General features: G+C 39.4%; 21 protein-coding genes and 1 other annotated feature. Of the genes, 7 read left to right on the top strand and 14 right to left on the bottom strand.

Annotated features, from left to right (window positions below; genetic code table 11):
* Window positions 1-397 precede the first annotated feature (397 nt).
* Genes PQ474_RS14365 through thpR form a run of 5 tightly spaced genes read right to left on the bottom strand, consistent with a single transcriptional unit; the run spans window position 398 to window position 3,330 of the window.
* A complete protein-coding gene (locus PQ474_RS14365; RefSeq protein ID WP_273844552.1) occupies window positions 398-718 on the bottom strand; it encodes a type II toxin-antitoxin system HicB family antitoxin in 321 nt (106 codons plus the stop codon).
* 33 nt (window positions 719-751) lie between these two features.
* The gene (locus PQ474_RS14360; RefSeq protein ID WP_273844550.1) at window positions 752-1,669 is read right to left on the bottom strand and encodes an NERD domain-containing protein; all 918 of its coding nucleotides are present in this window, start codon (window positions 1,667-1,669) and stop codon (window positions 752-754) included.
* A gap of 58 nt (window positions 1,670-1,727) precedes the next feature.
* Window positions 1,728-2,414 carry an LrgB family protein gene (locus PQ474_RS14355; protein ID WP_273844548.1) on the bottom strand — a complete coding sequence of 229 codons (687 nt, stop codon included), beginning with the start codon at window positions 2,412-2,414 and terminating at the stop codon, window positions 1,728-1,730.
* Entirely contained in the window at window positions 2,411-2,779 is a 369-nt protein-coding gene (locus PQ474_RS14350) for a CidA/LrgA family protein (RefSeq protein WP_273844546.1), read from the bottom strand. The genes PQ474_RS14355 and PQ474_RS14350 overlap by 4 nt, the downstream gene beginning before the upstream one ends.
* On the bottom strand, window positions 2,776-3,330 hold the full coding sequence (gene thpR / locus PQ474_RS14345) for an RNA 2',3'-cyclic phosphodiesterase (RefSeq protein ID WP_273844544.1): 555 nt from the start codon (window positions 3,328-3,330) through the stop codon (window positions 2,776-2,778). Before thpR ends, PQ474_RS14350 begins: the two co-directional genes overlap by 4 nt.
* A 114-nt stretch (window positions 3,331-3,444) precedes the next feature.
* On the opposite strand from thpR, the gene cysK reads away from it, so the two are divergent.
* Window positions 3,445-4,371: a cysteine synthase A gene (gene cysK / locus PQ474_RS14340; protein WP_273844542.1), complete on the top strand. Its 927-nt coding sequence runs from the start codon at window positions 3,445-3,447 to the stop codon at window positions 4,369-4,371.
* A 49-nt stretch (window positions 4,372-4,420) separates the two neighbouring features.
* Here the strand turns inward: cysK and pepV are convergent, their stop codons facing one another.
* On the bottom strand, window positions 4,421-5,830 hold the full coding sequence (pepV, locus tag PQ474_RS14335) for a dipeptidase PepV (protein ID WP_273844541.1): 1,410 nt from the start codon (window positions 5,828-5,830) through the stop codon (window positions 4,421-4,423).
* Between the two features lie 297 nt (window positions 5,831-6,127).
* Here pepV and PQ474_RS14330 point away from each other — a divergent pair, with 297 nt between their 5' ends.
* Window positions 6,128-6,346, top strand: coding sequence for a DeoR family transcriptional regulator (locus PQ474_RS14330; protein ID WP_273844538.1), 219 nt, complete (start codon window positions 6,128-6,130; stop codon window positions 6,344-6,346).
* Between the two features lie 123 nt (window positions 6,347-6,469).
* Here PQ474_RS14330 and PQ474_RS14325 read toward each other — a convergent pair whose 3' ends face one another.
* The 5 genes from PQ474_RS14325 to PQ474_RS14305 form a co-directional block, all read right to left on the bottom strand.
* Window positions 6,470-7,180 carry a pseudouridine synthase gene (locus PQ474_RS14325; protein ID WP_273844536.1) on the bottom strand — a complete coding sequence of 237 codons (711 nt, stop codon included), beginning with the start codon at window positions 7,178-7,180 and terminating at the stop codon, window positions 6,470-6,472.
* Window positions 7,167-7,856, bottom strand: coding sequence for a hypothetical protein (locus tag PQ474_RS14320; protein WP_273844534.1), 690 nt, complete (start codon window positions 7,854-7,856; stop codon window positions 7,167-7,169). The genes PQ474_RS14325 and PQ474_RS14320 overlap by 14 nt, the downstream gene beginning before the upstream one ends.
* Window positions 7,857-7,935: 79 nt before the next feature.
* Window positions 7,936-9,120, bottom strand: coding sequence for a rod shape-determining protein RodA (rodA, locus tag PQ474_RS14315; protein WP_273844533.1), 1,185 nt, complete (start codon window positions 9,118-9,120; stop codon window positions 7,936-7,938).
* Between the two features lie 213 nt (window positions 9,121-9,333).
* The gene (ftsW, locus tag PQ474_RS14310) at window positions 9,334-10,485 is read right to left on the bottom strand and encodes a putative lipid II flippase FtsW (protein WP_273844531.1); all 1,152 of its coding nucleotides are present in this window, start codon (window positions 10,483-10,485) and stop codon (window positions 9,334-9,336) included.
* 236 nt (window positions 10,486-10,721) lie between these two features.
* Window positions 10,722-12,362, bottom strand: coding sequence for a putative polysaccharide biosynthesis protein (locus PQ474_RS14305; RefSeq protein WP_273844529.1), 1,641 nt, complete (start codon window positions 12,360-12,362; stop codon window positions 10,722-10,724).
* A gap of 206 nt (window positions 12,363-12,568) precedes the next feature.
* On the opposite strand from PQ474_RS14305, the gene PQ474_RS14300 reads away from it, so the two are divergent.
* The gene (locus PQ474_RS14300; protein WP_273844525.1) at window positions 12,569-13,840 is read left to right on the top strand and encodes a BaiN/RdsA family NAD(P)/FAD-dependent oxidoreductase; all 1,272 of its coding nucleotides are present in this window, start codon (window positions 12,569-12,571) and stop codon (window positions 13,838-13,840) included.
* Window positions 13,841-14,004: 164 nt separating this feature from the next.
* On the opposite strand, the gene PQ474_RS14295 is transcribed toward PQ474_RS14300, so the two are convergent.
* The 3 genes from PQ474_RS14295 to PQ474_RS14285 form a co-directional block, all read right to left on the bottom strand.
* A complete protein-coding gene (locus PQ474_RS14295; RefSeq protein WP_273844632.1) occupies window positions 14,005-15,951 on the bottom strand; it encodes an electron transport protein in 1,947 nt (648 codons plus the stop codon).
* A gap of 197 nt (window positions 15,952-16,148) precedes the next feature.
* Window positions 16,149-18,572, bottom strand: a complete 2,424-nt coding sequence (gene leuS, locus PQ474_RS14290; protein WP_273844522.1) for a leucine--tRNA ligase — start codon at window positions 18,570-18,572, stop codon at window positions 16,149-16,151.
* 130 nt (window positions 18,573-18,702) lie between these two features.
* Window positions 18,703-18,913, bottom strand: a binding site (T-box leader).
* 49 nt (window positions 18,914-18,962) lie between these two features.
* Window positions 18,963-20,174 carry an MDR family MFS transporter gene (locus tag PQ474_RS14285; protein WP_273844519.1) on the bottom strand — a complete coding sequence of 404 codons (1,212 nt, stop codon included), beginning with the start codon at window positions 20,172-20,174 and terminating at the stop codon, window positions 18,963-18,965.
* A gap of 360 nt (window positions 20,175-20,534) precedes the next feature.
* Here PQ474_RS14285 and mnmL point away from each other — a divergent pair, with 360 nt between their 5' ends.
* The 4 genes from mnmL to PQ474_RS14265 all read left to right on the top strand — a co-directional run bounded on the left by mnmL (window position 20,535) and on the right by PQ474_RS14265 (window position 23,568).
* On the top strand, window positions 20,535-21,482 hold the full coding sequence (mnmL, locus tag PQ474_RS14280; RefSeq protein ID WP_273844517.1) for a tRNA modification radical SAM protein MnmL/YtqA: 948 nt from the start codon (window positions 20,535-20,537) through the stop codon (window positions 21,480-21,482).
* On the top strand, window positions 21,479-22,051 hold the full coding sequence (gene mnmM / locus PQ474_RS14275; RefSeq protein ID WP_273844516.1) for a tRNA 5-(aminomethyl)-2-thiouridylate-methyltransferase MnmM: 573 nt from the start codon (window positions 21,479-21,481) through the stop codon (window positions 22,049-22,051). The genes mnmL and mnmM overlap by 4 nt, the downstream gene beginning before the upstream one ends.
* A 64-nt stretch (window positions 22,052-22,115) precedes the next feature.
* Complete coding sequence (locus PQ474_RS14270; protein WP_273844513.1) at window positions 22,116-22,673, top strand: beta-class carbonic anhydrase; 558 nt, start codon at window positions 22,116-22,118, stop codon at window positions 22,671-22,673.
* A gap of 460 nt (window positions 22,674-23,133) precedes the next feature.
* Window positions 23,134-23,568, top strand: coding sequence for a VOC family protein (locus PQ474_RS14265; protein WP_273844511.1), 435 nt, complete (start codon window positions 23,134-23,136; stop codon window positions 23,566-23,568).
* Window positions 23,569-23,604: the final 36 nt, after the last annotated feature.

Raw genomic sequence — 23,604 nt, 5'->3', positions numbered from 1 at the left:
TTATGCAATGAGCGTAACCGCTGCCTTTTTTTTAAGTCGAATAACAAGTGGGGTTCTTGTTATTCGACGCGCAGCGCGTGGAGCCATTGCCACCCCCGAATAAGCTTTCTTGCTTCTTTGATTGTCTCTTAAATTTCCTTTAAGAAAAGACGGCGTCAGCCGTCTTTTCTTATGCAATGAGCGTAACCGCTGCCTTTTTTTTAAGTCGAATAACAAGTGGGGTTCTTGTTATTCGACGCGCAGCGCATGGAGCCATTGCCACCCCCGAATAGGCTTTCTTGCTTTCTTGCTTCTTTAATTCTCAATCTCACAGATATAAAGCCAGCTTCGAGTTTCATTCACTCCTAGCTGGCTTTACGCTTATTTAATGTAATTACCTCCGACTGTCTTAAGCAGGTTATTCCGTGTATCGTTGTAGCTCATCGTTTATGTAATCAAATTCACTCTCATCCATAGGTGGATCTAAATAAACGATGTGAGCACCCTCCCTGATATCAGGTAATAACTGTTCACCTTGAAACTGAACCCAAAGCCTTAAAGCGATCGCTAAATCAGCCTTCGCTTCTTTTACGGTTTTCCCAAAACTTACACAGCCATCAAGTTCTTCTATTTCAATCATCACCTCAAAGTCTCCACTCCAGTTGAACACTTTGCGTACTCTCCATGTAAAATCATCTAGTTGATAATGTTCTAACTTATTAGACTCACTGTCCAACATACTTCTCCTCCATCATGTTTAAAGCGTTTTTCCTTATTCGGAACTTTCCTCATCTTCCGACTCTCGTGTATAAGTATGACAATAATTTAGTAGCAAAGATGTAATTTTTAATTGTTGGTTTTTGATCGGGGATGGATGTTTTTTTAGTTTATCCGTCCACGTTGAAAAAGTTCGCTTATCAATGAACTCCACATTGGTTCCTTGCATTTTATTGTCAATAATACTAGTTGGACTTAAGACAATTTTTCGCAAAGGGTAAACCAAATCTGCCTCTTGTAAAATCGGCTTTAACACCCCTGACATTCTTGATAAGGAAACGAGAGGACTAATCTTTTTCTTTCTCGTTTCATCTATAAATTCCGTCCAGAATCGATCTGAGCTGGCTTCAAATACACTGTGCTCTTGACCATCCAATATCGTGATACAATAGATTTCCGTTGGGCTTATCAATATAATGTCCAATTCAATTGGCGCCTTTTTTATAAAGAAAACGGGCTTATATAATAAAAAGTAGTTATCCGGTATTTGCTGTGCGAAAAACTTTAACCATTTGTCTCTCTTATACTGTGGATCTAAAATAGATTCTTCTAATAAGGAAGAACTAGCCCATCTTAACTGGGATTGAAATAATTCTTTTAAAAACTCTTCCCTCACCTGTTCAAGAGTCATTTTTACTAGTCGGTTTTCACCTACATCTAACGGTTCTTCCGACTCTTGTCGATTTCCTTTAGTCCATTTTCGCAAACGTTTAAAAAAACTTTTAGACTCTTCGACCATAAATTCGTTTATTTTTTTTTCATTTATACCTAACGTATCGTATTGTAACTGTTCCCATTCAGATTTTAGATAATACCATCTTTCTTTTTTCATACGAGTATACTGACTCGGATAACGATTCAAATCAAATTGGTATCGAGAGATGTAATCTTCAAGTTTGATTAAATGAGCCATACTCGTTCCTCCCCAGCCTATAACTCAGCCTATTTTTTCATCTTAGATCGTACCACGTTTAATTATAAAAAAGATAGACGAGAATGGGACCAATTATCGAGACAATAATCGCACTTAACGTCATCGCTACCGAGCTCGTTGCCCCTTCTTTCTCACTTGTTTCTAGTGCTTTTGCTGTACCTATAGCATGCGTAGAGCAACCAGTACCAATACCTCTACCAATCTCACTTTTAATATTCAACCATTTATATACATAAGGCGCTAGAACCACTCCACCTATTCCTGCAACCATAACCAAAACAGCAGCTAAAGGCGGTATCCCTCCAATAGTTGTAGCGATATCCATTGCTACGGGTGTTGTCACCGATTTTGGAATAAGAGAAAAAACCAGTGCTTCTTCTATTCCTAACATCATCGAAAGTCCTATTCCACTAACGATTCCAACCACTGCACCGATGCTCACGCTACTCATGATCGGAAAGAAATGTGTTTTCAACATTTCTAACTGTCGATATAACGGATAAGCTAATGCGACTACCGCCGGTCCCAATAACAACTCTAACCAACGCCCTCCGATATAATACCTATCATAAGAAATATCTAGTAGTAGTAGTGCTAAAACCATAATGAATGTAGCAACTAATAATGGCAGCGTGAAAGGATAGGGAAAACGTTGATAAAAGGCCCTTGCCCCCCAATAAATAAGGATTGTACTAAAAATAGCGATACTCCCAATAATGATCATTTCTTTTGAACCTCACTTCTATTAACGAGATTTTGACCGATCCAGCCTGAAACAATCATAACTATGATCGTACTAATAAGAGTAATGAAGATTAATAGAATTCCATCGCCAGCAAACAGATCCAAAAACTGTAAAATACCAACCGTAACTGGTAGAAAAAGCAACGGCATATGTTTTAGAATGAAAGTGGATCCTTCTTCAATAAATCGTACAGGTAATACCTTTGTCATTAAAGCAAAAAAGAGGAGCAGCATTCCAATAATACTGCCGGGAATTGGTAACCCAAGCCAATTTTGTATCCCAACTCCAATCAAATAAAAAATCGATAAAATGAATAGATGCAACACAATCAAAATCACTTTCATCTCTCTACCTCATTTAGTGTAAAGACAGCCACTTCTTTATATTTAGGTTCTTCTGTTAGTACACTCTTATACAGAACCACCTTATCGACTGTCCACTGCTTATTAAAATGTAAATCTTTCACCAGTTCTTCTCGATACGGACCATCCCCAACCCACTTTCTAGCAACGGTAACATGAGGAGAGAATGGTCTTTTTTCTAGTTTAAACCCAGCCTCTTCACAAATAGCACTTACCTCTTTTCTCACGTCATGTAATAGAGGTTGTTCTTCTAATCCGAGCCAAAAAATTCTAGGTTTGTCTTTTTTACCAAAGGTACCTACAGAAGCAAGGTCGAGAGGAAACGACTTTACCTTTGCTAATCGAACAGCACACTCTTTTTGAATATGCTCTAATTGTTCTAAAGTACATGCCCCTAAAAAAACAAGGGTTACATGATAATCCTCTTCATGCACCCACCGTTTAAATGGAAGGGCTTCATTCTCAAATGTCCGCTTGATTTCTTTTTTTATTTCACTAGGTAATGGAACCGCTAAAAAATAATGTGACTGCATCTCGTACACCTTCCTATCATTTTTCATATGTTTAACCCATCCCGTTGTTTTTAGTCAATGCCCTTTTAATATGATAAAATGAATCATACTATAAATGAAAGAGGAAGTGCATAGATGAGAGTCGTTAATAATATTGCAGATTTAATTGGCCAAACTCCCCTTGTACGTTTAAATCGTATAACAGATCCTAAGGGAGCCACTGTTTACTTAAAGATGGAAATGCAAAATCCAAGTGGAAGCGTTAAAGATCGCGCTGCATATAATATGATGATTCAAGCAGAAAAGGATGGCCTTTTAAAACCAGGCGCAACGATTATTGAACCAACGAGTGGCAACACAGGAATTGGAATTGCAATGAACGCAGCAGCCCGTGGCTATCGTGCGATTTTAGTAATGCCAGATACAATGTCTCTTGAACGCATTAATCTATTAAAGGCATACGGCGCAGAAGTGGTTCTGACACCTGGAGATGAAAAGATGCCTGGCTCTATTGAGAAAGCAAAACAGCTCGTAAAAGAAATTCCTAATAGTTACATGCCGATGCAATTTGAAAACGAAGCAAATCCTGGTGCCCATCGTCATACAACGGCACTAGAAATTAAACAAGCGCTTGATCAAATCGGAAAACCTTTAGCTGCTTTCGTAGCTGCTTCTGGAACAGGTGGTACCATTACAGGGACAGGTGAAGAGTTGAAGAAGTTCTATCCAGAAGCCACGATTCATGTAGTCGAACCAGCTGGCTCACCTGTTTTATCTGGAGGCAAACCAGGTCCCCATAAGCTAGTTGGGACGAGCCCTGGATTCATTCCACCTATTTTGAACGAACAGGTTTATCAAGAAATTTTAAAAATAGAAGATGATGATGCTTATCGAATCACAAAAGATCTAGCCAGACACGAGGCCATTTTAGTTGGCCCTTCTTCTGGTGCCGCTTGCTTCGCAGCCATGGAAGTAGCCAAGCGACTTAGCCCAGATGACATCGTCGTTGCCATCGCTTGTGACACAGGTGAACGCTATCTTTCTACTGACTTGTTTGAGTAAGATGAAATCAATACTAAAATAACGTGTTTCAAAGGCTAACTTAAATCAGTTAGCCTTTTGCTAATTCATAAATAGCTTCTGCGTATAACGCGGTCATTTTAATGAGATCGTCAATATCGATGTATTCATCTTTTTTATGTGCCACATCCTCACGACCTGGAAACATTGGTCCAAATGCCACTCCTGTTTTTAGGGAACGAGCATATGTCCCTCCACCAATGGCTAATAAATGAGCTTCTTCCCCAGTTTGTCGTTGATAAACGGCTTGTAATGTCTGAATAAGTGGATGATCTTTCTCTACGTAATTCGGGCCCATATGATCCAGGACTTCAAAACGAGCATCCCATTCTTTCGCTAGTTGTCTTAATTTATTTATACACTCTTCTCCAGATGTTGTCACAGGATAGCGAATGTTTAAACCCATTATGGCTTCCCCATTCTCTTTAAATTGAAACAAACCTGCATTCATAGATAGAGCTCCTGAAACGTCATCACTCACTGCAATCTGCAACGCCTCACCTGTAAAATCACAGTAGTGGTTAATCCGATGTAAGAACTCATTGGCTGATGGTTGGTAAGAGAATTGCAAAAGGAACTGTGCCAAATACACACCCGCATTTAATCCATTTTCTGGAGTTGAGCCGTGAGCAGATATTCCTTCGTAGGAAAGCTGCAAAGACTTATCTTTAAATTGCGCTTGACCATTATGGTTATGTTCTAACAAATAAGCTTGATATTGAGTCTCTATTTCATCAAGTTGCTGGCGCTGCCCTGTTATCGTAACTTCTGCTCGGTCAGGAACCATATTGAAGCGTTCCCCAGCGTTAAAGCTCATCACTTTTATTGCGGCATCCGTTTCACCTTTTTTATCTTCCCAATTAAAGGTTACATCCATAATCCCTTTCTCCGCATGTATAATTGGAAAATCGGCGTCTGGAGCAAACCCGACGGTCGGCATTTCTTCTTGTTTAAAATAATGATCGACACAACGCCAATTGCTCTCCTCATCAGTGCCAATAATCATGCGCACGCGTTTATGTATTGGTAACTGAAGCTCTTTAACTAATTGCAATGCCCAAAAAGCAGCGATTGTCGGACCCTTATTATCAATGGCCCCTCGAGCATAAATACGATTATCGCGAATTTCTGCCGAAAACGGTGGCGAAGTCCAACCTTCACCTGCAGGGACAACATCAATATGGCATAGGATTCCAACACTTTCTTCTCCCTGTCCATATTCAATAACTCCTGCGTACCCATCCATATTTTTCACAAAAAAATGAAGTTTTTCACCTTTTGTTAACAAATGTTCTAATGCACGTGCAATTCCCTCACCGAAAGGACGTGATTGACTAGCTGTAGATTCGTCTAAAACACTATCAATACGCAGAAAATCTTGAGTTTCTTCTATGATCTGTTCCCTTCTGTTTTGAACGGCCTCTAACCAATTTATTTTCATATTTTTTTACCACCTTTTATAAATTACGTAACATATTCGTACAACCATTTTGCATAGTTGATTGGATTATTGTAAAATGTAAATATTAAGGGAATGATGATCCATTTGCCACATGACCATTACAACATTACATCGCCTACTTTTAAAATGCAAATAAGACGGTGATGCACTCGATCATCCCCCTTTCATGGGAATCTGCCAGAATTTTCCCAAGCATCAGTAATGTCATGCATGATCATGTGTGCCATTACATAGACTCTACTAATCAAGTCATGATTATGAATAAGGAGTGGTTTTTTGAAAACTTCAACTGATCGTATGCTGACTCGTATCAAGTCTATCTACCTTTACATTAAACAAAGGGGGACCGTCACAACGAATGAGTTAGTTGAAGAATTCGCTATCACCCAACGGACCATTCAACGTGACCTTAATGTATTGGAATACAACAATCTCGTTGAAAGTCCCACACGTGGCAAGTGGAGCGTAACGAAGAAGAAAACGCGAGTATCTTGACGTATTAATATTAAAAGAAAAGGCTGACTCAGGTTGATCTCCGAAATGAGAATCCCTGTGTCACCTTTTCTTTTTGTTTTCTCTCATTTAAACGCTACATGCAATGCTTTAACAGTCATCCCATCACCTTCCGAGAAGGATGTCTATTTCATCTTCTGATAGCTCCCGATATGTACCTAATTCTAGTTCAGGATCTAGCGTTAGATCTCCTATCTTTGTTCTCTTTAATGTTAGGACTTTTTTATCGACGGCTTCAAACATACGTTTCACTTGATGATATTTCCCCTCTGTAATGGTCAGCTCTATTTCAGAAATCGAACCTTGTTGTAGGATTACTAATTCCCCAGGTTTTGTTTTATAGCCATCATCTAACGTTACCCCTTGCTTAAACTGTTCTACGTCTTCTTCTGTTACGATTCCTCTTACTGTTGCTACATAGGTTTTCGGAACATGCTTTTTTGGTGACATTAACGAATGTGAAAATTGACCATCATTCGTAATAAGCAAGAAGCCCTCTGTGTCTTTGTCAAGTCGACCGACAGGAAAAGGCTCATATATTGCATGTTCATACAAGAGAAGGTCAATCACAGTCTCATGTTCTGTATCCTCTGTAGCCGAGATGACTCCTTGTGGTTTATTCATCATAAGATACACATGAGACTTATACTCTACTTTTTCTCCGAAGACCGTTATTAGGTCTTTTTCTGGATCAACATGAACTTTTCCCTCTTTGACAATTTCCCCATTGACATGAACGCTACCAGATTTCATTAACTTCTTTACATCTTTCCTTGTACCAAAACCCATATTGGCTAATAATTTATCCATCCTCATTAGATCCGTCACCCTTCTGTTTCAACTTCTCTACTATTTTTTTAGCAAATCCACCTAAATCATTTGTTTGATAGCCTGTGATAACACCTTGCAACGTTTGGTTAATTGTTTGTTTGGCAATAGCAGAAGAAATATGATGCTGTTTTAACGTTTCTGTAAGCTTCATTACTGTAGTTACGGCTGCCTCAGTCCCTAACTGATTGGCAAGTAATACATCCTCTTCTGAAGCAATTTCTACCCCCATACTCGGAAAGCAATTTGCTATGCTTTCTCGTTCATGACGAACATGTTCTGGGATGACAAACAGTCCATTTTGTTCTTTTTTGGCAACAGTTGCATGACCAGCCAATTTTAATGGAATAACCCGTTTGCCTTCAACCATTTTTTTTACATCCTTTTCTAATAGAGCGGTCGCCATATGATAAAACGTAACTTTCTTAGAAAATACGTTTTGATGTGTCGTTAAAAAGGACTCATATGAGCTAGGAGGCAAACATAAAAACACCTCGTTCACTTGTGAGAACATGTTTTGATGTCCCTTTTTTATAAAAGAAAACTGTTTTAATAATTGAGTAACGGTCTCTTCATTTCTCCCGTATAAATAGGTTTCATTATTTTCTCTCATTACCGTTAACACCATACTAGCAAGTCGGCCAGACCCTACAATCAGCTTCATACATAAGCCCCCTCTATTAGCTGTTTACACTCAACTTCAAAAGAGAAAAAAGAGCTGATAATCATTTGATTAGCAACTCTTACATACTTGATTCTTCGGTCTCAAACATATAGTGCCTCGTTCGTATATTTACATTGAGTACGATGCCCATCGCGATCATATTGGTTAGAAGCGCACTTCCGCCGTAACTGATAAATGGTAGAGCTAAACCTGTGATTGGCATTAGGCCAATCGTCATCGCAACATTTTGAAACGCCTGGAACACAAGTAATCCGATTACACCTGACACTAGATACGTTCCAAATAAATTGTTACATGTTAAAGCAATAATCACCATCCGGTAAAAAAGCAAGAAGTAGGTAACAATTAAAATCGTTGCTCCAAGGAAACCAAACTCTTCACCGATTACCGTAAAAATAAAGTCTGTATGAATTTCTGGAATCCGGTCACTTTGTGTCTGAACACCATTCATATAGCCACTGCCATATAATTGACCTGATCCGATCCCTCTCATCGCATTGACTAATTGATACCCATACGTACCTTGATGCTCATAGGGATCTAACCAGCCATAAATACGATCGAGCTGATGCGAAGCAATGAACTTTGAAAATAATTCAAAATTATAGTTGTGCAAGTATACGAGTGATAAAATTCCACCAACTACTCCCAAACCAAGAACACATAATATCCTCCAAGCAACACCTGACATTAATAGCATGGTTGCCATAATACTCGCAATAACCAATGCCGTTCCCAAATCAGGTTGGCTCAAAATTAGAAAGAACGGTGGCAACCCAATCGCACATACTTTTGCGACGATCATTAAGTCAGACTGAAGATCTTTTGCACCTCTATTGACCGTTACTCGGTACAGCATATGAGCTAAAGCAATAATTAAGAATATTTTCATAAACTCAGAAGGTTGGATTTCAGCTGGACCAACATTTAACCAACGTTGTGAACCATTGCGAAAGACCCCTAACGAAGAATACGCAACAAGCAACAACAGCATAACCCCAACACCATAAAGAGGAATTGAGAAATTTTTAAACAAATCATAATCAAGAACCATTACACTGACCATTATAATGATTCCGACGATAAACCAAATAATTTGACGCTTCACATAGTGAGTGGGGTCATCAGTAAAATACTGGCCAGATCCACTATAAATAGCTAATAAGCTAAAACACATAAGCACAAACAACAGAAAGAGTAATGTGTAATCAATCTGTTGAAAGCCCGTTTTACGTTCTTCCATGATGGCCTCCATCTATTTATATCCGTGTTTGAATAAGAAGTCGTTCCAAGAGAACATGCTTTTGGAATTTCTTATCTTTCTTGTAGCCTTCCTAGTAGAATGAATGGTCCTCACGCTACTTTGCTGCTTATTTAAAAACCAACTCATAGATCACTTAACTCAGAGCGGCTTTGAGGTCGTTCCAAAGGTAAAACCACCCTTTTTGAACGACCTCTAAGCGGAAAGCTGTTTGTCTTCATTGTATTCGGACTGTCTTTTCTGACGTATGTTATTTCGTGAAATATTTGCTAGAATCGCTAGTGATACAAGTGTGATTAAGAGGGATGATCCTCCATTACTAATTAACGGAAGCGGGATACCCGTGATGGGAAGCAATCCTGTAACAGCTCCAATGTTGAAAATGATTTGGATTGCAATTTGAAAAACAATCCCAAAAGCAAGCAAGCTGCCGAATGGATTTTTACACTTCGTACCAATCATGACCCCTCGAGTTAAAATAAGCGCATGGGCCCCCAAGATGAACAAGACTCCTAAAAGGCCTAACTCCTCTGCCACAACAGCTAAAATAAAGTCTGTATGGGCCTCTGGTAGATAAAATAATTTTTGAACACTTTGTCCTAGGCCTGTACCACTCAGACCACCATGAGCAATCGCAATATATGATTGAATGACTTGTAATCCAGTATCTGTTGGATCAGCAAACGGATCCTGAAATGAGGTAAGTCGTTTAATTCGGTACGGTGCTGATAAAGCAAATACGATAAACAAAGAAACACCCACTGCCGCTAATCCTATTAAATGTCTCCATTTTGCCCCTGAGAAAAAGACAAGTAAAAGTGTGACGATAAGAATCGATGTGGCGGTCCCTAAATCAGGCTGCATCATAATTAAACCAAAAACAAATCCTACCAACACTAAAGGTGGCATAACCCCTTTAATAAATTGATCAATATAGGCTTGCTTTTGAGAATAAACTTGCGCCAAGTAAATAATCATTCCTAATTTCACAAATTCAGATGGCTGAATTCTTAAAGGTCCAAGATCTATCCAACGTTCAGCTCCATTAATATCGACTCCAAGTCCAGGTACTTTTACTAAGACAAGGGCTATCACCGAAATGATAATAATAAAGGGCGACATTTTTCTATAGAATCGGTAAGGAAAATGCATAACTATAAAAAATGCAATGGTCGCTAACCCAAACCAGATAAACTGCCTTTGTATAAACGCGTATGGATTCGGGTTGTCCCTCACAATTCCTAATGCATAACTTGAACTAAACACCATCAGTAAACCAAACGCAGCCAAAAGGAATGTCGTGATGATTAGCAACCAATCGTTATCTTTTCGAAATGAATACTTCATCGCGCCCCCCTTGCTTCTTTATAACTACTTTATCCTGATCTTTTATAAATGACGGATACACTCTTTTTTTACCCTATTAAAATGGCTCTTCCATTTTATCTTCCTTATTATATCAAACGACATATGCAAGCAAAAGAGGCATTCATTGCCAACCCTTGTCGAATTTACAAAGATTCCCTCTTTTATTCTTCAAGCTACGATTATAAAAATCGATCTACTGAAAAAGCAGATCGATTCTAACCTTCTTGTCGCTGCTTCTTTTTATTAAGAAAACTAAATCTAGCTCCGAGAACTTGCCCGGCTAAGTTGGAGCGGTAGCCTAAGTATAAATAGATCACCGCACCAACTACAACTCCAAGAAATAAGCTTGGAAATGCACGGATTTGTGTAGTAATCGGAACGAGCATTTGCATTCCCATATTGACAATACTTACACCCACAGCCATAACTCCGGCAAAAATAAGGATTAAAAACGCACGCTTGGCAATCAATGTATAGTTAAATTCAGCAAATTTCCCAATCGCCCAAACGGTTACTCCAATGGACGCGGTATAGCCAATATAAGTCGCTACCACCCCTCCAATTGGTCCTAACACAGACAGTAACCAACTGTTTGTTAGTAGCTTTAAAGCAAGTCCCACACCGAGTGCAATAATGGCGTATTTTTGCTTATTCATCCCTTGTAAAATAGAGGCTGTTACAGCAAACAAGGAGAAGAATAACGTAATAGGCGCATAATAACGTAAAATATATCCACCCATCTCAAAGTCAGTCATGCCATAAAGAGCACCAAATGCCGGATAAGCTAACACAGACATCCCAACTGCTGCTGGAATCGTTAAAAATAAGATCACTTGATACGTTTGATCAATTTGTTTTTGCAACAAGACCTTATCATTCGTTGTATATGACTTTGTAATCGTTGGTAAAAGCGTAATCGATAAAGCCGTTGCTAACGCCATTGGAATGAGTATAATTTTATGTGCAGTAGCTGAAAAAATAGCAAAAGCAACCTCAGATTCCTCTTTGCCTAAAATAGGAATGACCGATTTGTTAAACGTAAACAAATCAATAAGTTGATAAAGCGGAATCGCGAGTCCCACAAAAGAAAGTGGTAACGCATATTTAATTAGCTCCTTATAAATGGATGTTAATGATAGTTGATGATCGACCTTACTTTGTTCAATTTGCTCATGGATGTATTTTTTCCTTTTGAACCAATACGTTAAAAGGACAGCTAGGCCACCTAGAGCTCCTACAAAAGCAGCAAATGTAGCAAATCCCACCGCTAAACCGATCGAACCATTCATTATTTGAACAATCGAATACGTAATGGCAAGAATAAAAACAATCCGGACGAGTTGTTCAACCACTTGTGAAACAGCTGTTGGCCCCATCGATTGATGGCCTTGAAAGTACCCACGTACGATGGACATTACCGGAACAATAATTAAAGCGACACTTACCATCCGGATCGTAAAAACAATGTCTTCGAATGAGTTTCCTTCTGAGATTGAATAATCCATTTTATCAATGATAAGTGGAACGAGATACGGTGCTGCGAAATACAAAAGTAGAAAAGCAAAAAATCCCGAGATGGACATGACAATCAGGCCTGATTTAAACAATCGATGTCCCGTTCGATAATCACCTAATGCATTGTATTTTGAGACGAATTTAGAAACCGCTAGTGGTACACCAAGCGTTGCTAAACTAAGCAAAATCGTATAGGGGATATACCCGTATTGATACAGGGCAATCCCTGTTGAGCCCACAATCGCTGTGAATGGGAATATATAAATAAGACCTAATATTTTGGAAGCAAAAGTAGCTGCGGTTAACACCATCGTACCGCGCATTAATTTTGAATCAGACATCACGTGATACCTTCTTTCAATATGTTCTTGGCTAATGAATGAAAAAAAGGTGCAAAATGAAAACAAGCATCCTAATCCTATATAACTCCTTTAGCATTTTACCATAGTATGATGCTCGTTGCTCGTTTTATAGAATTCCTTTTTACAATCAAACATGCTACTCTATGTATCATAGATTGTGTAAGGTAAATTTGAGGTGAACGTAAATGAAAAAATATGATGTCATTGTAATCGGCGGTGGACCTTCTGGCTTAATGGCTTCGATCGCAGCAGCCGAGCACGGAGCGAAAGTACTTCTTTTAGATAAAGGGAACAAACTCGGTAGAAAGCTTGCGATTTCCGGTGGTGGTCGTTGCAATGTAACCAACCGTATGGAAATACAAGATCTTATTGCGCACATTCCAGGGAATGGTCGATTTATGCATAGTCCTTTCTCTGTTTTCAATAATGAAAACATCATTCAATTTTTTGAAGGATTAGGGATTCAGCTAAAAGAAGAAGATCGGGGACGTATGTTTCCTGTCAATGACAAAGCTACAACAGTTGTTGAAACGTTGTTGAACCAAGTTAGAAGACTAGGTGTTGACATTCGAACAAATACAGCCGTTAAAACGATCAACTATGATCATGAAGCAGTGTCTGAAGTTGTTTTACAAAATGGGGAACGTCTACCGACTGCTACAATCATTGTCGCCACCGGGGGAAAATCGGTCCCGCATACAGGTAGCACAGGAGATGGATATCCATGGGCTGAGAAAGCAGGCCATACGATAACAGAGCTTTATCCAACAGAGGTGCCTATTACTTCAAACGAAGCTTTTATCCGCGAGAAAACATTGCAAGGGTTATCGTTAAGAGATATAGAATTATCAGTCTTTGATCCAAAAGGAAAGAAAATTAAGACTCATGAAGGCGATATGATTTTCACTCACTTTGGAATCTCTGGTCCCGCTGCTCTTCGCTGCAGCCAGTATGTCGTAAAAGCTTTAAAAAAGTTTAAAACTCAAACGATAAAAATGGAAATCGACCTGTTTCCTTCCTTATCAGAAGAAGCTTTATTTCAACAATTATTAGCAAAAGTAAAAGCAGAACCAAAGAAAGCATTAAAAAACCTATTAAAAGGTTTTGCTACAGAACGTTTTTTAGTTTTTGCTTATGATAGGCTTTCCATTGATAGTCAAAGTCAGGCATCTACAGTTCCCCATGATGTTTTGCGCTCGATTTCTCAACTATGTAAACATTTCACTCTAGAAGTGAATGGAACGTTATCGATTGAAAAAGCATTTGTAACGGGTGGAGGCATTTCAATTAAAGAAATTGAACCGAAAACGATGCATTCAAAAAAGAAACAAGGTTTGTATTTCTGCGGAGAAGTTCTTGATATTCACGGGTATACTGGTGGCTATAATATTACGGTGGCGTTTTCCACAGGTTATACAGCGGGTAAATCCGCGGCACAACAAGTGATTCACAATTAATATCGACACTATCCACATTTTTAGAGTTTTTTGATCCTTTTTTAATTACATGAAAGAATCATTGTAATTTCAATCTTTTCCCTGTGAATAGTTTTTTTATCCACAGTGTTATACACAATATGAACAGGTAAAAAGGACCCGTGTATGGAGTCCTTTTTTTCAGTCTATTCCGACAATTGATGTTCATTTGATAGAGTAAGCAAGTATTCTATTACTGCCTCTTGATCTTTTTCTGTAAAACCAGTGGTTCGATCTACCCAAAATTCATGACCAATGCCTTCAACATTCACGTCCTTTAAATCAGGTACGGCCAGATTTGCTTGAATGACCTTTTGTCTGAGCTCTTGGTCTATAAGTGCTTTTAAGCTATTATAAGGATCTGGAAGTTTCCCACTCAGTAAAGTACCGGCAACTCCCAGTTCGTTTTCTAAATCCTTCCCAACAGCTACTCCCCCATCGTGAAGATACGGCGCTGATGTTTCAAGCCCGATTAACCCCTTCACTTTATACCCTCCATTTGTTCCGATTGCATAAGCAAGGTTTCGTTGTTCTTCATCTATGTGCTCCTCAGGAACTGGTAGAACCTTTGGGTTAGGAGGTAGTGGTGTTTGAGTATTAGGCGCATACATATAAGATTCTTTTAATACTCTGCCAATTTTTCGGAGTGCCTTAGCTCTTGCTGGTTCTGTCTTAATTTCTTCGACAGGGATGATCTGGTGATTAGTCAATTCCGGGCCAGCATGACATTGAATACATCCAGCTCTTTCAAACACTTCACGCCCTGCCGTTTTCGTTTCACTTTTTACCACTCTCTTTGACTTTGGAGGCCTGAGTGTATTTTGAAATGCTGACATTGCGTTATTTTCTTTGCCGATTTCAGTCCCCACAGAAGTAGCCGTCGTTCCATTTGGCGAGAACATTGTTAAATCTGGATAATTAGGAGGTTTTACACTTTCATTTACCCCAACCGTGTTAGGTGTAACATCCATGTTTTCTTTGAATTCTGTTGGTGATATCTTGGACGATGGATTATAACGATATTGATCCTGCGCGGCTCTTTGAAGGATCGTAGCAATAAAGACGTCTTTGCTTATGCCTAAAAGCTTTGAACTATGATCCGTAAGAGAAAGCGAATCGGAATTGAATGCATGGACTTTATTATTAAAAGTCGTTAATCCTTTAAAAGGTCCAACGGCTGCAAATCCATTCCAACCGTATGGGTGGTCTCCCCATGTAAATAGATCGGGAATTTGTGCTGGATTTGCCGTTAAATCTGCTGTGACGTCAAAATTACCTTTCGGCCATTTCACTAGCGTTTCATCGACAGCTTTTTCTAAAGCATCTGGATCAGGCAATGCTTCTTTTTCTCCTTGTGCATTTGTTACCGTTGGACTTGTGTCCCGAACATAATCTTTGATGGATTCAATTTCTGCCACTGGAAAGTAAGCACTTGAGTTAGTCGCTAAAGCGAGAAGCGTCCCTGCTTCAAGATCACTATTTGGCACTCCTTCCATCACCATTCCTGACTCTCGATCGACGGCTGCATGACAAGCTGCACAACTTATCCCCACCCTCACCCTGCCTTCTGAAACAGATAGAGGGAATCCTAAAGGTGTAATGGCTCCTTTGGCTACATCAATACCGGTATCAATTTTTTCTCCTTTTTTCCATGTTAAGTCACCGATCGTTACATCTTCAGCCAAGGCAACTTGAAGATTCGTCGTAGCTTCTCCGCCAAGCTCTAAAATGGCTTTAAACATATTCGTTAAAGTTAAGGGGCCATTCAATAAACCTAAAATGTCTGTCATGAACAGTTCATTCTTAAAGGTTCCTTTGTAAAATTGTTCTTTACCTAGTTCAATCAAATCGTCATCTATTTCAATGGCTCCATTCTCAGGTAAAAGAAGTTCACTAAATCCTTCGGTCCTCATCTTATCAGCTTCTTCAGGGGAAAGAAAGATTCCCATTAGATCATAGGCGACTTGTTCCTCGAAATTGGTTCGTTGTTCATTTCCAACTTGATCATCATCTGGGACATAAGCAAAATAGAAGTCAATTACATTCCAACTTAAGATCAAAATAGCTAATACAGATAAGACTATAAAAAGCATTTTAAATTTCTTCACTGCTTAAACTCCTTTTTCTGCATACGAGATAACGTAAATACTAACTGCATACATAAACAAGTGCACTAGGTTAAAATCCCATTTCCCTATTATTTGTAAAAAGCTCAATTATATGAAGCTTTTCTCCTTCCACTCCATAAAAAAACAGGCTCATTCATATAGAAATGAGCCTGCTTTATTTTTTAACCTACTACAATATTTACTAACTTACCTGGTACAGCAATAATCTTGCGAATTGATTTGTCCCCAATCGCAACTAGCACTTTTTCATCTTGCTTCGCGATCTCTTCCATTTGTTCGCGAGTCGCATCTGTTGGAATCACTAATTTCGCCTTGACTTTTCCGTTGATCTGCACGACAACTTCCACTTCATTCTCTACAAGTTGCGCTTCATCAAATGTTGGCCATGCCTCATAGCTAATGGTACCTGCGTGACCTAGTTTTTCCCACAACTCTTCAGCTAAGTGTGGCGCAATTGGAGCTAACATTTTCACAAAGCCTTCCATTAAGTCTTTAGGTAGCACTTCTTGCTTATAGCCTTCGTTAATAAAGACCATCATTTGTGAAATCGCTACATTAAAACGTAACTCTGTCATGTCTTCCGTAATCTTTTTCACCGATTGATGATACACACGTGTGAAGGAATCTGAACCATTCGTTTCTTGAATCGCAGGATTTAATTGTCCTGTGGCTTCATCCACAAACAATCTCCAAACCCGATCTAGGAAACGACGGGCCCCGTCTAAACCACCTGTAGACCAGGCAATTGAACCATCTAATGGTCCCATGAACATTTCATATAAACGCAGGGTATCAGCACCATGGCTTTCCACTACGTCATCAGGGTTTACGACATTTCCTTTTGACTTACTCATTTTCTCGTTGTTTTCACCAAGAATCATTCCTTGGTTAAATAACTTTTGGAAAGGTTCTTTTGTTGGAACGACTCCGATATCGTAAAGAACTTTATGCCAGAAACGAGCATACAACAAGTGAAGAACCGCATGCTCTGCCCCGCCGATGTAAAGATCAACAGGAAGCCATTTGTTGATATTTTCTGGATCCGCAAGTGCTTCTGTATTTTTAGGATCAATATAACGAAGGTAATACCAGCAGCTACCTGCCCATTGCGGCATTGTATTCGTTTCACGACGACCTTTTTTCCCTGTTTCAGGATCGACTACTTCTACCCAGTTTTTCTGATTGGCTAGCGGCGACTCTCCTGTTCCAGATGGTCTGATTTCTTGCATTTTTGGTAAGACAAGCGGAAGCTCGCTTTCAGGAACCGTTGTCATCGTACCATCTTCCCAATGAATCACAGGAATAGGCTCTCCCCAATAGCGTTGACGGCTAAACAACCAATCACGAAGACGATACGTCACTTGCTTCTTCCCGTAATGATTCGCTTCAAGCCAATCAATCATGTTTGTAATAGCCGTCTCTTTGTCAAGCCCATTTAAGAAGTCAGAATTCACATGCTCCCCATCACCCGTATAAGCTTCTGTTTGGACGTTCCCACCTGCGACAACTTCTACGATTTTCAAGTCAAACGTTTTCGCGAATTCATAGTCACGCTCATCATGTGCCGGAACAGCCATAATCGCACCAGTACCGTAACTAACAAGTACATAGTCGGCAATCCAAATAGGAATACGTTCACCGTTAACAGGGTTAATGGCAAATGCACCTGTAAAAACACCTGTTTTTTCTTTAGATAATTCTGTACGCTCTAAGTCACTTTTAGCCGCAACCTTCGATTTGTATGCATCGATCTTCTCTTGCTGATCCGCTGTTGTAATCACATTAACTAGTTTATGTTCTGGAGCTAGCACCATATAAGTCGCACCAAAAAGCGTATCTGGTCTTGTCGTAAACACTTTTACATCTTCATGATCATGTCCGTCTATTTTAAATGTAACTTCTGCTCCTTCAGAGCGGCCAATCCAGTTACGTTGCATATCTTTAATACTTTCAGGCCAATCTAGCTCTTCAAGATCCTCTAATAAACGATCAGCATATTTCGTAATTTTTAACATCCACTGCTTCATTGGACGACGTTCTACTGGATGTCCCCCACGCTCACTTTTTCCGTCAATGACTTCTTCATTCGCAAGAACGGTTCCAAGTGCTGGGCACCAGTTAACAGCAACCTCATCAAGGTACGCTAGGTCTTTTTCAAAAAGCTTTGTAAAAATCCATTGCGTCCATTTATAATACTCCGGATCCGTCGTGTTGATTTCACGATCCCAATCATATGAAAAACCTAAAGATTTGATTTGTCGGCGGAACGTATTAATATTTTTTTCAGTAAATTCAGCAGGATCATTCCCTGTATCTAATGCGTATTGCTCAGCCGGTAATCCAAACGCATCCCATCCCATTGGGTGAAGAACATTATACCCTTGCATTCTCTTCATACGGGATAAGATATCTGTAGCCGTATATCCTTCTGGGTGACCAACATGAAGGCCAGCACCTGACGGATACGGGAACATATCTAGGGCGTAGAACTTTGGTTTGTTTTCGTCTTCCGTTGTACGGAACGTCTTATTTTCTTCCCAATACTGTTGCCACTTTTTTTCGACTTGTTCATGTGAAAATGACATCTTTTCATCCTCCTATAGTTAACCCTTTGTTCAAATGGTGATTTCTTAGAGCTGCAATGCTTTTTCATGCTGCAGAAAAGATCATGGATCTTTTCGGTCATACAAAAAGACTCCCATCCCTAACAAGATTGTTAGGGACGAGAGTCATCTATACTTCCCGCGGTACCACCCACATTAATGAATTTAATCATTCGCTCTTCACGTGTAACGTTCGTGACCCGTTGAAAGGTAAACTTTCAAAACTCCAAGGTGAGTTCGTCATAATTTTTCGACTGACTTGCACCAACCGTCAGCTCTCTACAGTCCCAATTATGAGTACTACTCCTTTTCTACGTCAGCATATGAACTTACTTGTTATTTTAGGGATTTGGACCCTCACTGTCAAGCAGGCTAATAACCAACTGGGACCTCTTCTTTTTTTTGCTTCATTTGTTTTAACCGTTTTAAAGGAAAATCGTAGACAAACAACACGGTAATGGCCAAAACAAATAAAATTAATAGCAACCAAATCAAGACTTGGATGGAGTAAAAGTCAACCATTAACCCACCGAGTAATGGCCCAATCATTCTCCCTCCTGTCGCGACACTATTAATAATTCCTTGATAAAACCCTTCCTTATTTTTAGGAGCCAATTGGCTCGCAATCGTCGGAACGGCTGGCCAAACGAACATTTCGCCAATCGTCAAAACAATCATAGCCACAAAAAACATGGTGAATACACTCGCATGAAGCAAGATCGTATACGATAAAATAAAAATGAAGACTCCTACGATCATTTGTTGCTTCAACGTACGAACCCACTTTCGAATAATCCAAGCAATGATCGGCTGTGCAAACACAATCATTAATCCATTAACCGTCCATAGCAAGCTGTAATACTGCAAGGATATACCAAGTGATTGTGTGTGAACAGACACATTCGCCTGCCACTGAGTATAAGCCAGCCAGCAAATAAAGAACGCAACCGATAGTAGCACCAAGGCCTGGAGTCGCGCGTTGCTTCGAATAGGCGTCTTTTGTTCAAATACATTCGACGTGGCTTGACTGATCGCTTTTGCTCCGATTTTCTTAAAGCAAGCTGCTACAAACACTAATAATACAGCGTACATGAATGCATTGGCCGTAAATACTGCCGTCAGTTCGATCGTCGCTACCACTCCAACTAAAGCCGTTCCAAGAGCAACCCCCACGTTTTGAGCGACGTACATCGCATTGAATGGCTTACGATCACCTTCGGGCCATAAACTACCCGCCAGTGCATACATGGCTGGAAAAAGAATACCTGTACCAAAACCAAGCCCTATTAATAGAGACATATAGAAATAAAAACTATGATAGAAAACTAATATAATAGCACTAACTGTTGTGATCACAAGTCCTAAAATCATCGTCCGATAGGCTCCTATTTGATCAAACAACCGCCCGCCAATTAAACTACCGAACACGCCTGCCCCTGCATTAAGCATTAGAACAAAGCCAGCTGCGGTTAGCGATCTACCTAATTCTTGATGAATAATAATGGCATTTAACGGCCATAAAAATGAAGCTCCAGTTACATTCACAACCATGGCAACAACAAGGAACCAAAGTGATTTTGGCATAACATTAGCCCCTCCTTCCGCTTTATTCCCTAAGACATCTTAGAAGATCTATAATTAAATTGCAATCTTTTTCTTTCGTACTACTAAAGAAACTCCTTTGGGCGGCGACTGAAAAAGGTCGACTTTTACTTTTTTCGTTCGCCTCCAAGCAATGAACGTAGCCGTTTCATATTTTAAAACCCTGCTATGAGTGGGTTTCTCCTAGCAGGGCGCAACGTGTGGAGTCATTGCTATTTAATCAAGATACTAAAAATGGTCGGTTTTCACCTTTTTAAAGAGGCTTCACTTTTTGAAGATTCATTTTCAAACATGCTACAATAAAGGTAAATCCATGACAGGTAAGAAAGAAAGGCTGGGTCCATGAGCAAACCTAACTTCGGAGACAAACGTTATTATTCTTGGAATTATTATTTAAAAAATCATTTTGGTGAAAAAATATTTAAAGTCCCACTTGACGCTGGATTTGATTGTCCTAATCGTGATGGAAATGTCGCACATGGGGGGTGTACGTTCTGCAGTGAAAGAGGATCAGGAGATTTTGCTGGCGATCGCCGTGATGATTTAATCACGCAATTTAATACGATCAAAGAGAGGATGCACAAAAAATGGAAAACTGGAAAATACATCGGGTACTTTCAAGCTTACTCGAATACATATGCTCCTGTTGAAACGTTACGTGAGTATTTTGAAGTGATTTTACAGCAAGAAGGGGTCGTCGGTCTTTCGATTGCCACAAGGCCTGATTGCCTTCCGGACGATGTTGTCGACTATCTTGCGGAGCTTAATAAACGAACTTTTTTATGGGTCGAGCTTGGGTTGCAAACGGTTCATGAAAGAACAGCTCTCCTCATCAATCGCGCACATGATTATCAATGCTACATAGATGGTGTGGAGAAGCTTAGAAAACATGGCATTAATGTTTGTGCCCATATGATTAACGGACTCCCTCTTGAAGATCATAAAATGATGATGGAGACGACTCAAGAAGTTGCAAAGTTGGATGTTCAAGGCATTAAGATTCATCTCCTTCATCTGTTGAAAAAAACTCCAATGGTGAAGCAATTTGAAAAAGGGCTCGTTGAATTGATGAGTCAAGAGGATTATATCAACCTTGTTGTTGATCAGTTAGAAGTATTACCACCAGAAATGGTCATCCATCGTTTAACCGGAGATGGTCCAGCTGATATTATGATTGGGCCAATGTGGAGTATGAATAAGTGGAGTGTTCTAAATGGAATTGAAGCTGAACTTGTAAGACGAGATAGCTGGCAAGGAAAATTCTATGTGAAGGAGTTATTAAATCAATGAAAGTATTTGGCGTTTTACCTTTTGCCCGTTTTCTATTACAACAAGCGATACAGCCAGGTGATGTTGCGGTCGATTGCACAGTCGGAAATGGCCATGACACTCTTTTCCTGGCAAACCTTGTTGGAAAGGACGGGTTGGTTTACGGATTCGATATCCAGGAACAAGCGATTACAGCCACTACCCAACGGCTTCAGGAGCATCATGTCTTATCTAGAGTAGAGCTTGTTCAAACAGGACATGAACACGTACGGAAGGTTGTTCCAGAACTGGAGTACAGTCGATTAAAGGGAGCCATTTTCAATTTGGGATTTTTACCAGGTGGTGATAAATCCATTGTCACAAAACCCACCTCCACACTGGCTGCAATTAGTGCCTTACTTGAAATGATGGCTCCTAGCGCCATCATCGTTCTTGTCATTTATCATGGACATGACGAGGGGAAGGAGGAGAAAAATCAGATCCTTTCATTTGTTGAGCAAATTGATCAACGACATGCACATGTACTCAAATATGAGTTTATTAATCAAGTAAACGATCCTCCTTTCATTATCGCAATCGAAAAGCGCTAATGTTTGACAATTCTAAATAAAGCGTGGAAAATATAGGGAAATAAATTTATTAAGGGGAATCACTATGACTTTACTTGATAATGTGTTGGCTCACAATCAAAGGTTTGTGACTGATAAACAATACGAGGGCTTTCAAACAACCAAGTTTCCTGATAAGAAGGTCGTCATTTTTACCTGTATGGACACACGCCTTTCTCAGTTGCTGCGGTCTGCCATGGATATAAATCACGGCGATGCCAAGTTCATAAAAAATGCCGGGGCTGTTATCTCACATCCATTTGGCAGTGTTATGCGTAGCATTCTTTTGGCTGTCTATGAACTAAAAGCAGAAGAAGTGATGGTAGTGGGGCATCATAACTGTGGAATGGCCGGATTGGAACCAGGTGGCATTGTCGAAAAAGCGAAAGAAAGAGGAGTTAGTTCAAAAACCATTGAAACACTAGAGTTTTCAGGAATTGATGTCAAATCATTTCTGACTGGTTTCAATAATGTCGAAGAAAGTGTTAGAAATAGCGTGAAAATGATAAAAAATCATCCCCTACTCCCAGAGACGATTCCAGTTCATGGACTCGTTATCTCTCCAGATACAGGAGCTTTAGACCTAATTATTGATGGATATTAGCCAAAGAGAAAGCAACCTGAGTGTAGGGATAACGGGTTTACTTCAGAGGTGCAAACAAGCCAATCACAAGCAAAAACACATGCGATTTTACACAAGAAATCACATGTGTTTTTTTTATTGTTATATCAATGTTTTACCCTCATATAGTCTTAAAATCACATAGCAATTCACACCCCTATTACACGGGTGGAAATAAATATTTCCAGCTTGTGATTTAGGTGAGATTAAATATGTGAAATTTCATGTGACTGAAAGGCATTTGGATATTTATGTTAAAATGGTAATAAGAAAAATGCAGAGTTTGTGAACAAAAACACTTAAGCTAGCGAGTAGAATACTACAATAAGAAAACCATATTTACCGTGTTATTAATATTTAACTGGTATACTTTAATTGATTAAACTGGGGAAAATGGTGAGGTAAAGAATATTTATTAACTTGTAAAAGGAGTGTGTTCATTATGGTTGGAGTAGAAATTGATATGGTTGTGAAAGATAGCTTAAAAGCATTGGAATTATACGAAAATATATTTAATATCGAGCGTGTCGAGGTTTCAAACTTTCCTCGTGGTGAAAATGAGGTAGTTTTTATCCTATACGATGTTCACTTTCATATGTTAGATGAAAATCCAGAATTCCATTTGATCGCACCAAATCCTGACGACCCTAAAACTAGTTGGGTTAATGTTACTGTCCCAGACATTAAGGAGACCTATGCAAAGGCGATGGATTTAGGTTGTACAGAGGTGCAACCGGTGACTGAGATTCCTGACTACGGAGTATCGAACGCCATATTCATGGACCCCTTTGGTTATATATGGATGCTGCATCAAGTACATAAAGAGGTTAGTCATGAAGAACGTATACAGCTTTGGGAGGAAAAAAGGGAGAATTAACAATGGGTACTTTAGTTTAACAAGAAAAAACATAAA

The sequence above is a fragment of the Halalkalibacter alkalisediminis genome (genome assembly GCF_028610705.1).
Taxonomy (GTDB): Bacteria; Bacillota; Bacilli; order Bacillales; family Bacillaceae_D; genus Halalkalibacter; species Halalkalibacter alkalisediminis.
This window is presented reverse-complemented; position numbering and strand designations above follow the sequence as displayed.